This is a genomic window from Paenibacillus xylanilyticus (assembly GCF_013359935.1).
Classification (GTDB): Bacteria; Bacillota; Bacilli; order Paenibacillales; family Paenibacillaceae; genus Paenibacillus; species Paenibacillus xylanilyticus.
Genome location: NZ_JABMCB010000203.1, coordinates 117,343 through 129,508, shown reverse-complemented (window position 1 = coordinate 129,508; position 12,166 = coordinate 117,343). Strand labels below are relative to the sequence as shown.

The window sequence follows — 12,166 nt, the reverse complement described above, 5'->3', positions numbered from 1 at the left end:
CACGACTTCTTCTAAATTTGCAGATTCCACCTCTGCAATGATTATGACGAGATTACACGCCCAACCAGCGTTTGAACATATGCTTGGTTGTTTGTTTGTTCATTTCTGCAATGGATGTTGTCAGCGGAATGCCTTTTGGACAAGAGCGCACACAGTTCTGCGAGTTACCGCAGCCCTCGATTCCTCCATCTTCCATGAGGGCTTCCAGACGATCCTCGGCGTTCATCTCTCCGGTTGGGTGAGCATTGAACAGGCGGACCTGAGAAAGTGCTGCCGGACCGATAAAGTCTGTTTTCTCATTGACGTTAGGGCAAGCTTCCAGACACACACCACATGTCATGCATTTGGACAGCTCATATGCCCACTGACGCTTCTTCTCCGGCATCCGAGGACCTGGTCCGAGGTCATAGGTACCATCGATCGGAATCCAGGCTTTTACCCGTTTCAGGGCATTAAACATCCGGTTACGATCGATGACAAGGTCACGTACAACCGGGAAGGTTTTCATCGGTTCGATACGAACCGGCTGTTCCAGCTTGTCGATCAGGGCAGCACACGCTTGACGCGGCTTACCGTTGATCACCATGGAGCATGCTCCACATACTTCTTCGAGACAGTTCGATTCCCAGCAGACCGGGGCAATGGACTTGCCCTCTTTGTTGACAGGGTTTCGCTGAATCTCCATCAGGGCACTAATAACGTTCATGCCGGGACGATACGGAAGTTCAAACTCTTCGGTGTACGAAGATGACTCCGGACTGTCCTGACGGGTGATGATAAACTTGACGGTTTTGTTGGCTGTAGCTGGTTCCGCCATATCGTTGTCCCCTCCTTTGGTGACGATGATTGATTGCTGATGCGTAAAGAGACGTTGTGTGCACAGTAGACGCTCCGTCAGCGGAATGTCCTTCCGACCGCTGTTGCTCCCCCATTTTACTGAATGAATTATTAATCGGATAAAAATAGGGTGTCAAAGGCGAACGCTTCGCTTCTTCAGGACATTTCCGCTTCCTCCGCTACGTCGTCCTAAAAAGTCACTTTACTGAAAGTAGCAATAATTCATTCTGGATTGCGGTAGTCTTTGCTTAGTCCTTCGAATAGTCCCGGATCCGTGGTGGGATCAGGGAAACGTCCACAGGCTCGTACGAGATTTGCGGGCCTTCCTTCGACCAGCTGGCGATGGTCGTTTTCAGGAACTCTTCATCGTTACGCTCTGTGAATTCCGGTTTGTAGTGCGCTCCGCGGCTTTCATTACGCAGCAATGCGCCAAGCGTCATGGCTTCAGCCAGTTCGAGCATGTTCCACAGCTGACGGGTAAACGCCGCACCCGGGTTGTTCCAGCCGGATGTATCGTACATGTTGATTTTGCCGTAACGCTCTTTCAATTCCTTGATTTTGCCGATCGTGGCTTCAAGTTTATCGTTGTAGCGTACAACGGTCATATTCGCCGTCATCCACTCGCCAAGCTCTTTATGAATGACATAGGCATTTTCGTTGCCCTGCATTTTTAGGATGCCTTCGTATTTATCCGTTTGACGTTTGGTATACCCATCGAAGACAGAAGAACTGATATCTGCGGACGATTTTTTGAGCCCTTTGATATATTCAACTGCTTTCGGACCAGCCACCATACCACCATAAATGGCCGAAACCAGAGAGTTTGCTCCCAGACGGTTCGCACCATGGTATTGATATTCACATTCACCCGCAGCGAACAGACCTGGAATGTTGGTCATCTGATTGTAATCCACCCACATGCCGCCCATGGAATAGTGGACTGCCGGGAAGATTTTCATAGGGATTTTACGCGGGTCATCACCCATGAACTTCTCGTAAATTTCAATGATACCGCCGAGCTTCACGTCCAGCTCCTTCGGATCCTTGTGAGACAGATCAAGGTAAACCATGTTTTCGCCGTTGACCCCAAGTCCCATATCTACGCAGACGCTGAAGATTTCACGTGTCGCGATATCACGCGGAACGAGGTTACCATAGGATGGATACTTCTCTTCGAGGAAGTACCAAGGCTTGCCATCTTTGTACGTCCAGATCCGGCCACCTTCACCACGAGCCGATTCGGACATCAGGCGAAGCTTGTCATCACCTGGAATAGCTGTCGGGTGAATCTGAATGAATTCACCATTAGCGTAATTGACGCCTTGTTGGTACACCGCACTTGCTGCTGTACCCGTGTTGATAACCGAGTTCGTTGTTTTACCGAAAATGATACCTGGGCCGCCGCTTGCAAGAATAACTGCTTCTGCAGGGAATGTCTGCACCTTCATCGTTTTCAGATCCTGGGCTACGATTCCGCGGCAGGTACCTTCATCGTCCACAACCGCCTGCAGGAACTCCCAGTTCTCATATTTCGTAACCAGACCTGCCGCTTCCCAGCGACGAACCTGTTCGTCTAATGCGTAGAGCAATTGTTGTCCTGTCGTTGCTCCGGCAAATGCCGTACGGTGATGCTTGGTTCCCCCGAAACGGCGGAAATCAAGCAAACCTTCCGGTGTCCGGTTGAACATAACGCCCATCCGGTCCATCAGGTGGATAATGCCAGGTGCAGCTTCACACATTGCTTTAACCGGTGGCTGGTTCGCGAGGAAGTCACCGCCGTATACGGTATCGTCAAAGTGAACCCACGGGGAGTCGCCCTCACCCTTGGTATTTACCGCACCGTTAATGCCGCCTTGAGCACATACGGAGTGGGATCTTTTGACGGGAACCAATGAAAATAAATGAACATGGACTCCGGCCTCAGCCGATTTGATCGCCGCCATCAAGCCCGCGAGACCTCCGCCCACAATAATTACATTAGATGATGCCATTGCTGTTCACTCCCTTATAAGTCAGCATTTATCACAAATGCTTATATCAGAACTGTCTTAACCACATCAATCATTGTTGTCGCTGTCTGGAAATCAATGCTCCGGAAAGCAAACAATGACGCGATGAACATAATCGCCACAATACCGAAAAGGCTCATGCACACATAAGAGGATACACGCTGTGCACGCGGACCGACGGTAATCCCCCAACTGACCAGGAACGACCACAAGCCGTTGGCAAAGTGATAGGAGGCCGCAACCACACTGATCAGATATAAAATAAACGTTACCGGGTTCATCACGACGTCATGAATGACACCGCCAAGTTCTTCGTGCGTTACATTACCCAATGCAACCTGAACGCGAGTTTCCCACACATGCCAGATTACGAAAACAAACGTAATGACACCACTGATCCGCTGTAATGTGTAGCGCCAGTTGCGTTCATTGCCGTATCGTCCCACATTAGGCTTGGCCTGGTAGGCAATGTACAGACCGTATACACCGTGATAGAACAGCGGCAACCAGATGAGAAGCGTTTCCAAAACAATAACAAGAGGCAGGCTGTTCAGGAATGCAACAGCACCGTCAAAAGCTTCTTTGCCGCCTTCAACTGCCGAGAAGTTCGTCACCAGATGCTCTAAAAAAAACAGACTGAGCGGGATGACGCCAAGCAAGGAGTGCAGCTTTCTGGAGTAAAACCCTTTCATAAAATGTCGTTCCCCTTTCGCTAAATACAACGTTTTCATAAAATCGTTCGCATATCATGACACAAACCTTTCCCGAGGAAAGGTTCGACAAATTGTTCCGTTTTCATCAGGTGTGAACAACTTGTGTCACAATTCATGTTACTCCTTTTTTTCTTATAATGGAATTGCAATATAATTATTAAATGTTATAACCTATAGGTATAAGAGCTGAAACATCGGATAAGCAGGCATATCGCATTGAAAACGATTTATCAAGGACAACAATCACAACCCATGGAAAAGAGGTCAGTGTATATGTTCGAGGAGTTAAATGCATTTGCGGCAGTCGTGGAGCAGTCGAGCCTGAATCGTGCATCCAAATTGCTGAATCTGTCTCAGCCTGCCCTGTCACGCAAGATCGCCAAATTGGAGGATGAACTGGGGGTAGCCCTCTTTCACCGCCGCGGCAAACGTCTTGAATTGACCAGTGTCGGCCAGCTTGCCTACACGTTCGCTGTGGAACAAAAGCAGCAGCAGCAGAAATTTCTGACTATGCTTGCCCAGTACAAGGATGAGGAGCAAAGCGCTATAACGCTTGGAGCGAGCCTGACCACACTTCAGACCACCTTGCCACCTTTGGTCAATGCCTTTATGGAAAAACACCCCAACGCGGAGATCAAGCTCGTGACTGGTAAAACGCATGAGATTGTCTCCTTTGTACGGGACAAAAAGGCAGATGTCGGCATTGTTGCCTCTTCCATTAATGAAGCCGGGCTGAACTGTGTGCCGCTCTTTGATGATCATTTGGTACTGGTTGTGCCGCTTACGCATCCCTTGTCCGGCAAAGAGGCCGGGATGGAACATTTGCAAGATCTGCCCATGATCACCTTTTCCAAAGGTACCTGGTATCGCAAGCTTACAGACGATCTGTTCCAGCGCTGTGCCGTCATGCCGGATATCCGCATGGAGATTGATTCATTCGAAGCCATCGTGCGACTTCTGCCTACATGCAAGGCTGCTGCTCTGCTGCCAAAGTCTTATCTAAGACCTCAACTGCTTGCGGACAATGATCTGGTCTCCGTGTACCTGCCCCAGCTGCAGCAGACCCGCCGAACAACCTGCATGATCTATGGGGAAAAGGAGGACCTCAGCGAAACGTCCAGACAGTGGGTCAAGGAAACTGCTGCGCTCTTTACAGCAAAGGCGCCGCTGCCCTCCAGGAGGACTACGACGCCTTAATTGATCTGTGATTGAGCCACCTAACGAGCCGCATATTGTCTTCTTCTAAATGCCAGGGTCGGATCAACTCTCCTGGCTGATCACCTCTTGTTCGAACCGGTCGATGTCATCATTCATTCCGATAATGACCATGATGTCGCCCATCTGAAGCGAGTCCAGTGCAGTCGGAGCGATGATGACTCCAGTCTCCTTCTGCAGCGCTACAATACTGCAGCCAAAACGAACACGTGCATTCAGCGTGGACAACGTTTTATTGTGCAGACAAGCCGGAACCTTCATCTCCACGATACTGTAATCGTTGGATAGTTCAATGTAGTCCAGCAGATTTGGAGTGACGAGCTGATGGGCAACCCGAATGCCCATGTCCCGTTCGGGATAAACGACGCGATCGATGCCCAACTTATCGAGGGCCCGCCCGTGTAAAACGGATATCGCCTTGGCAACGACCGTTTTCACGCCGAGCTCTTTTAACAGGATTGCGGTGAGGACACTGGTCTGGATATCGTCCCCGATCGCCACAATGCCGCAGTCGAAATTACGGATCCCCAGCGAGCGCAGCACTTCCTCATCTGTGGCATCCGCCACGACAGCGTGAGTGACCAATTCACTCATATTTTCAACGACCTCTTCATTTTTATCGATGCCAAGCACCTCATAGCCAAGTTCCATTAATTCCTGTGCCAGACTCGAACCGAAACGCCCCAGTCCAATCACCGCAAACTGCTGTCTTTTCATTGTTCTTCACGAACCCCTATCCAATAATCATTTTTCCTTCAGGATACTTATACAGTTCTTTACCCTTTTTCTGTCCAAGTGCATACGCTAGCGTAATGGGTCCAAGCCGTCCCGCAAACATCATGAAACAGATCATGAGCTTCCCGAACGCCGTCAGCTTCAAGGTCAGTCCCATAGATAAACCAACGGTAGAAAAAGCAGATGTCGTCTCAAATAAAATCATAAGAAAACCACTGTCTTCCGTCATCGTGAGCACCATGGTCACGGTGATGATCAACAATAGCGCAAGGAGCGTGATCGTCAATGCCTTGAAAATACGTTCCTGGGCGAGCCGATATCTGAAAAATACAATATCTTCCCTGCCGCGCATCATCGCGATCACAGCTCCGATCATGATCATAAAGGTTGTCGTTTTGATTCCGCCTCCGGTGGAACCTGGAGAAGCCCCGATAAACATTAACATAATGATGAAAAATTGCGTTGCCTGCCTGAGACCGGCAATATCAATCGTATTGGCCCCTGCAGTACGTGGCGTAATCGATTGAAAGAATGATCCGAGCAGTTTCCCACCCCAGTTCAGCCCCCCCAATGTTCGGGGATTAGTAAACTCAAACACAAAAATAACCAACGCACCGAATACGATCAGCAACCCCGTTGTTAATAGTACAACCTTGGAGTGCAGCGACAGTTTGCGCGTTTTGGGATAATCCACCAGATCGGACAGCACGATAAAACCAATGCCTCCAGCCACAATCAGAAACATGGCCGTAAAATTCACAAGAGGATCGTATACATACCCGGTAAGACTGCGGAAATCACCAAACATATCAAAGCCTGCATTATTAAACATGGAGATCGCATGCCAGTATCCATAATAGATCGCCTGTCCGAAAGGCATATCGAATGACCAGCGGATAGCAAACAACGTGCCGCATACAGCCTCCAAAATGAGAGAATACGCCACGACCTTACGGATCAGCCGCACAATGCCCTCCATCGTATTCTGGTTCATCGCTTCCTGCAAAATCAATCGCTCCCGCAGGGAAATCCGCCGTTTGAATGCAATTGCCACCAGCGTGGACATGGTCATAAAGCCAAGACCGCCGATCTGAATCAGGATAGCAATGATCACCTGACCCAGCACCGAGAAATGCGTACCTGTATCTACCACAACCAAGCCTGTGACACAGACCGCGGACGTGGCCGTAAATAATGCATCAATAAAGGGAAGGCTGACCCCGCTGCGGCTGGAAACCGGAAGCATGAGGAGCAATGTTCCCAGCAGGATGATTCCGGCAAAACCCAATACCAGAATCCGCGGAGGCGATAGCTTCATCCATTGAACATTTAGTTTCACTTGTCGATCATCCACCTCTGCCAAAAAGAAAATGACTCCACGATGTGGAGCCTTTCTCCGAATTACTTATCCATCCGACATCACGTCAGCGATCTGAACTTTGGATAAGCCCCATTTCGGAGCGTAAACATGTATGATTTGAGTCAAAGCCACATATGCATTAAGGTTGGAATCCTTTTATTCGTTCCCCTGCAAGGCTAAAGACATGCGGAATATTGCACATTTGCTTCAAAAATTATAAGCGCTATGACTCTTACAGACAAAACGATTTTTGTGTAAATAGCATCGAATTCCGCTAAAAAGGGAAAAACTCAGATATATCGATGGATGGATCAGATTCTTTCGATCATTTTCATTCATTTTCAAGGATTTGCACGTCTTTTCGTTTCATCATTGGCATTCAGGGTTAGGCCTGTGATATCTTTACTTTAATATCCAAATTAATAAAGGAGGAACACCATTACATGAACCCCTTAGGGCAGCCTTTGGTACTCAAAGCTAATTTCAAGCGTTTAGGGTTGCTGGCGGCGATTGGCCTGATTTTGTTTTTTGTCTTTCAGATCTTTCCTGCTACTTCATCACAAACCACAGATATCCAGTCCACGTCCTTTATAAGCAAGGAACAGGCAGCACAATCTGCACGATCCTTTGCAGCTTCCATAGCCGATTACACACTTCCTACGGATAACGGAAAGACACTGGTCACCTATCAAACCCATTCCGATATCTACGGATACATGGCCAAAACCAAACAGCTTGACACTTATAATCAAAAATGGGAAGCAACGTATCCCTACGATGTGTTCCGCGTTCGTTTGCCCGATGAGGACAACGGCGGTTATTTGAATGTAGACGTACATATGAGAACAGGAAAAGTCGTCGGTTTCAAACGGGAAGTTCCTTCCTCCCTGTATGCTTCAGCTGAAGTCGAGCAGGATAAGAGCAAACGTAATGCGACGATTCAGCTTGCTGAAGGCAATATTTCATTGAACGAAAAAGAGCAGCTTGCTTCTGGAATTCTTGGCGAATTCGGCTATGAAGTTCCTAAACTTCAATTGGAGACTCGCGAAGGTGAAGGGGGTCTAACCTACACGGATGCTGAGAAGCAGATTGGCGATTCCAAGCTGGAACTGAATTTCACCTTTGAAAACGGAGCGGTCCGCTCCTTTGAATCCGTCTTTTCGGTCCCTGACGCCCATATCGATTATGTCCAAAAACAAACCCGTCAGGCCAACTGGATGACGTATGGAGGCTATGCATTCCTGACGTTTGTACTCGGTGTACTGGCGATTATCTACAGCATTCTCACCCGGACCCACACGACATTCAAACGCGGAATCATCCTGTCACTGGTATACTTCGCTGCATCCGTGATCGGTACGCTTAACATGATTCCGTTGTTCGAGGCACAGGGCCTATCCAGTTTCATGCTCGCCTTTCTGATGATCATGCAGACAGGAATCACACTGGTCATGAGTGCAACCATCTACCTCTCACTCGTTGCAGGTGATGGCATGTGGCGCAAAATCGGACTGAATCCCTGGCCGCGTGCGAAAGAGCCTGGATACGGCAAATATGTCCTTCATAGTATGTATGCGGGTTACCTATGGGCATTTATTCTGCTAGGGGTTCAATCGATCCTATTCTTCATTCTGGAACGAAGCATCGGAAGCTGGTCTACCACCTCGGCAGATCAATCGACATACAATATGTCGTACGCCTGGATCTTTCCCATCATGGCCTGGATGGCCGGAATTGGAGAGGAAGCGGTATACCGTCTGTTCGGAATTCGCATGATGCAGAAAATGGTGCGAAACACCTTCATCGCCTGTCTGATCCCAACGCTGATCTGGGCACTCGGACATACCCTGTATCCAATCTATCCGGTCATTACACGTCCTATTGAGTTGATGGTCATCGGATTGCTGTTCAGTCTGGTCATGCTGCGTCACGGCTTTATTGCTGTTGTCTTCAGCCATGTCATCTTCGACAGCCTGCTGATGGGACTCAGCCTGATCTTCATGGGTGATGTGCTGAACGTCTCCGCAGGGATCTTCTGGATTGTGCTCCCAGCCATCGTTGGATATGTCATCTACAAAATGAATCCGCAAAAAAAAGAGAAGTCGTATGTTACGACTCCTCATCCCGAAGTGCTGCAATAATTTGTTTGGCAAGCTTATCACCAATCGATAGAGGCCGGAAGTCTTCGACGCTGGCCTCTTTTATTTTGCGCAAAGAGCCAAAATGCTTCAGGAGCAATTTGCGGCGCTTCTCGCCAATGCCTGGAATGGAATCGAGACGCGAAGTGACCATGGACTTTCCGCGCTGCTCCCGGTGGAATGAGATTGCAAAGCGGTGAACCTCTTCCTGAATTCGCTGCAGCAGATAAAACTCCTGGCTGTCCCGCGGCAGTGAGATGACTTCCGGCGGATTGCCTATCATCAGCTGAGACGTTTTGTGTTTGGCATCTTTTACGAGACCACATACCGGAATAAACAGTCCCAATTCGTTCTCCAATATGTCCACAGCTGCCGAAATCTGCCCTTTCCCGCCATCCACAACGATCAGGTCAGGCTGGGTGAGATTTTCTTTCAGCACCCGCTCGTACCGCCTGCGAATGACTTCTCGCATCGTTTCATAATCGTCAGGTCCTTCAACCGAACGGACCTTATATTTACGGTATTCCTTCTTATCCGGTTTGCCATCGGTAAATACAATCATCGCCGATACCGGGTTGGTACCCTGAATGTTCGAGTTATCAAACGCTTCGATCCGGCGCAGCTGGTCCAGCCCGATCCATCGTCCGAGACCTTCAGATGCTTTGGATGTGCGTTCTTCGTTTCGTTCAATCAGGCGGAACTTCTCTTCCAGTGCCACACGCGCGTTATCCACAGCCATCGTAATCATTTGACGTTTCAACCCGCGCTGGGGAATGTGCACCTTGATCTCCAGCCATTCCTGCAGAGCGGCTGCCGCTTGGAAAGGATCTTCCAGTCCAGGTCGGTTTGTCTCTTCAACAGCACTCTCCTGTTGATCGGAAAGATCTTGAGTCATATCGGTTTGCACTTCTCCTTCAGTTCCTTCAGGAGCCTGAGTTTCCCCATAAGATGCACGGGACTCGGCAACCAATGGTTCATCAGCAGAACCATCATCTGGTGCTGATGACAAACGGTCCGATTCCGATGTCACAGCAGCTGGCACATCAGCAATGGCAGCATCAGCTGTATCCCCTTCTTCCCCAGCAGCCAGTTCTTTAGGAACTTCCGGCAGTAATATCTCCTGCGGCAATGCCGGGTTATCGCTATAATACTGTGTCACGTAGGACATGAAGTCACTATACGCTTCGCCATAAAACGGGAATGTCGAGACATGGCGCTCGATCATTTTCCCTTGACGCATATATAGAATCTGGACACACATCCAGCCTTTATCAATGGCGAAACCAAACACATCACGGTCTCTGGCATCCGCCATCGTAATTTTCTGTTTTTCCATCATCGCATCGATGGCGATCACCTGATCGCGCAGTTCCTTGGCACGTTCAAAATAAAGATCCTCTGCCGCTTCCTGCATCTTGCGCTGCAGATCTTTCTTGATTTCTTCGTGACCACCGCTCAGGAATGAACCGATCTCTTGCGAAATCTGGTCGTACTGCTCCTTCTCCACTTCCTTCACACAAGGGGCAAGACACTGTCCCATGTGATAATAGAGGCACACTTCCTTTGGCATCACGCCGCATTTGCGCAGCGGATACATGCGGTCAAGCAGCTTTTTGGTTTGGTGTGCCGCGTATGAATTCGGATAAGGTCCGAAGTACTTGGCTTTATCTTTCAGCACGCGCCGGGTCACTTCGAGCCGGGGATGCTTTTCATTCGTAATTTTAAGATAGGGAAAGGTTTTGTCATCCTTGAGCAAGACGTTATAACGCGGCATGTGTTTTTTGATCAGGTTACACTCCAGGATGAGTGCTTCCATATTGCTGCCGGTCACAATGTATTCGAAATCACGGATTTCGGATACCAGACGCTGCGTCTTTCCGTTATGACTGCCGATAAAATAAGAGCGTACGCGGTTTTTCAGCACTTTGGCCTTACCTACATAGATAATGGTCCCTTCGCTGTTTTTCATCAAATAACAGCCTGGCATGTCGGGCAGCAGCGCCAGCTTATGCCGAATCTGCTCCAGTGCCTGCTCCTGCTCTTGCAGGACATTTATGAATTCATCCATAATTCGGTGGGTCCTCCCTTCCGAAAAAAGTATAATCAACGGTTACACTCAGCCATTCCGATTACAGTACCGTCCTCCGATCGCCGTTATCCCCGGATTTCTTTGATCCCATTTGCATGGGGAAATCCGGGGATAAATGCGAGCGCTTCGCTTCTTCGAATCGGTTCTGTACTCTACATTATAAGTGTAAATAATGCTTACTTTATATTGTCCTATAAAAAGATATTCGACGCAAAACGCCCCCGGCGCATAACCGGAGGCGTATCTGTTAGCCTAGTGAATTATTGGTGCTTCTCAATGATTCCTTTGAGTGCTTCTTTCGAATTCAAACCAACCACTTTATCAACGGGTTGACCGTCTTTGAAGAAGATCAATGTCGGAATGCTCATTACGCCGAAGCGGGAAGCGGATTCCGGATTTTCGTCAACATTGACTTTGGCAATTTTCACTGCATCGCCAACTTCGGTGGACAGCTCTTCCAGGATTGGAGCGAGCATTTTGCAAGGACCGCACCAAGGCGCCCAGAAATCAACAAGAACCGTTCCTTCTCCTTCGACTTCAGCGTTAAAGGATTGATCGGATACGTTAACAATAGCCATGAAATTGTCCTCCTTATATATACTTACGGTTTATTTTAACCTGTAACGTCGTGAACGACACTTCCAGTATAACACAGGTCATCTAAAGTTGTGAAATACATGCGTCAATGTTCATCTCTCCACCATCAAATCTTCACAATTGGCAAACTTGACACGATTGCTGCAAAATCTTTACAAACGCTTTCTTTTCCAAGTATACTAAAATTACTCCGGGCTTCAGCTCCCTGGAAGGGCGAGCTGTCGATCCTCATAAGGAGGCAATAAACATGGACGCAAATGTGCGGATCAACGACCCGCGTGAACATGTGAACGAGGAGCCCCGTAACGATCTGTTTGATCTTATTGCGGGTGTTGCCGGCATGGGTGGCCTGATGACCGTGATCTTTTTCGGTATGGTCATCTTCAAATTCCTGACCGAATAGGATTCAGGCCCGCGCAGGACCAAAAAAGCCCGGTTTCCGCGATTACCGCGAAAAGCCAGGCTTTTTTGTG

10 protein-coding genes are annotated in these 12,166 nt (G+C 48.7%); 3 read left to right on the top strand and 7 right to left on the bottom strand.

Annotated features, from left to right (window positions below; all coding sequences use genetic code 11):
• Positions 1-52: 52 nt before the first annotated feature.
• The 3 genes from sdhB to HP552_RS31315 form a co-directional block, all read right to left on the bottom strand.
• Entirely contained in the window at positions 53-817 is a 765-nt protein-coding gene (sdhB, locus tag HP552_RS31325; protein WP_175399266.1) for a succinate dehydrogenase iron-sulfur subunit, read from the bottom strand.
• Positions 818-1,085: 268 nt separating this feature from the next.
• Positions 1,086-2,828, bottom strand: coding sequence for a succinate dehydrogenase flavoprotein subunit (sdhA, locus tag HP552_RS31320; protein WP_175399265.1), 1,743 nt, complete (start codon positions 2,826-2,828; stop codon positions 1,086-1,088).
• Positions 2,829-2,869: 41 nt separating this feature from the next.
• Positions 2,870-3,538, bottom strand: a complete 669-nt coding sequence (locus HP552_RS31315; RefSeq protein ID WP_175399264.1) for a succinate dehydrogenase cytochrome b558 subunit — start codon at positions 3,536-3,538, stop codon at positions 2,870-2,872.
• A gap of 294 nt (positions 3,539-3,832) precedes the next feature.
• On the opposite strand from HP552_RS31315, the gene HP552_RS31310 reads away from it, so the two are divergent.
• The gene (locus tag HP552_RS31310) at positions 3,833-4,756 is read left to right on the top strand and encodes a LysR family transcriptional regulator (protein WP_175399263.1); all 924 of its coding nucleotides are present in this window, start codon (positions 3,833-3,835) and stop codon (positions 4,754-4,756) included.
• A 63-nt stretch (positions 4,757-4,819) separates the two neighbouring features.
• On the opposite strand, the gene HP552_RS31305 is transcribed toward HP552_RS31310, so the two are convergent.
• Together HP552_RS31305 and HP552_RS31300 are read right to left on the bottom strand one after the other, a co-directional pair.
• On the bottom strand, positions 4,820-5,491 hold the full coding sequence (locus HP552_RS31305) for a potassium channel family protein (protein WP_175399262.1): 672 nt from the start codon (positions 5,489-5,491) through the stop codon (positions 4,820-4,822).
• Positions 5,492-5,507: 16 nt separating this feature from the next.
• Complete coding sequence (locus HP552_RS31300) at positions 5,508-6,827, bottom strand: TrkH family potassium uptake protein (protein ID WP_217506625.1); 1,320 nt, start codon at positions 6,825-6,827, stop codon at positions 5,508-5,510.
• 485 nt (positions 6,828-7,312) lie between these two features.
• On the opposite strand from HP552_RS31300, the gene HP552_RS31295 reads away from it, so the two are divergent.
• On the top strand, positions 7,313-9,010 hold the full coding sequence (locus HP552_RS31295) for a CPBP family intramembrane glutamic endopeptidase (protein ID WP_175399260.1): 1,698 nt from the start codon (positions 7,313-7,315) through the stop codon (positions 9,008-9,010).
• On the opposite strand, the gene uvrC is transcribed toward HP552_RS31295, so the two are convergent.
• On the bottom strand, positions 8,979-11,075 hold the full coding sequence (gene uvrC, locus HP552_RS31290; RefSeq protein WP_175399259.1) for an excinuclease ABC subunit UvrC: 2,097 nt from the start codon (positions 11,073-11,075) through the stop codon (positions 8,979-8,981). The two genes, HP552_RS31295 and uvrC, sit on opposite strands and share 32 nt — an antisense overlap.
• A 281-nt stretch (positions 11,076-11,356) precedes the next feature.
• On the bottom strand, positions 11,357-11,674 hold the full coding sequence (gene trxA / locus HP552_RS31285; protein ID WP_095292059.1) for a thioredoxin: 318 nt from the start codon (positions 11,672-11,674) through the stop codon (positions 11,357-11,359).
• 266 nt (positions 11,675-11,940) lie between these two features.
• Here trxA and HP552_RS31280 point away from each other — a divergent pair, with 266 nt between their 5' ends.
• Positions 11,941-12,096 (top strand): YqzM family protein, encoded by a 156-nt coding sequence (locus HP552_RS31280; protein ID WP_175399258.1) that lies wholly within the window; start codon positions 11,941-11,943, stop codon positions 12,094-12,096.
• Positions 12,097-12,166 lie beyond the last annotated feature (70 nt).

Bases quoted from the DNA above. Each gene is read 5' to 3' on its own strand.
- sdhB (WP_175399266.1), bottom strand. From the start codon at position 817: ATGGCGGAACCAGCTACAGCCAACAAAACCGTCAAGTTTATCATCACC.
- sdhA (WP_175399265.1), bottom strand. From the start codon at position 2,828: ATGGCATCATCTAATGTAATTATTGTGGGCGGAGGTCTCGCGGGCTTG.
- HP552_RS31315 (WP_175399264.1), bottom strand. From the start codon at position 3,538: ATGAAAGGGTTTTACTCCAGAAAGCTGCACTCCTTGCTTGGCGTCATC.
- HP552_RS31310 (WP_175399263.1), top strand. From the start codon at position 3,833: ATGTTCGAGGAGTTAAATGCATTTGCGGCAGTCGTGGAGCAGTCGAGC.
- HP552_RS31305 (WP_175399262.1), bottom strand. From the start codon at position 5,491: ATGAAAAGACAGCAGTTTGCGGTGATTGGACTGGGGCGTTTCGGTTCG.
- HP552_RS31300 (WP_217506625.1), bottom strand. From the start codon at position 6,827: ATGAAGCTATCGCCTCCGCGGATTCTGGTATTGGGTTTTGCCGGAATC.
- HP552_RS31295 (WP_175399260.1), top strand. From the start codon at position 7,313: ATGAACCCCTTAGGGCAGCCTTTGGTACTCAAAGCTAATTTCAAGCGT.
- uvrC (WP_175399259.1), bottom strand. From the start codon at position 11,075: ATGGATGAATTCATAAATGTCCTGCAAGAGCAGGAGCAGGCACTGGAG.
- trxA (WP_095292059.1), bottom strand. From the start codon at position 11,674: ATGGCTATTGTTAACGTATCCGATCAATCCTTTAACGCTGAAGTCGAA.
- HP552_RS31280 (WP_175399258.1), top strand. From the start codon at position 11,941: ATGGACGCAAATGTGCGGATCAACGACCCGCGTGAACATGTGAACGAG.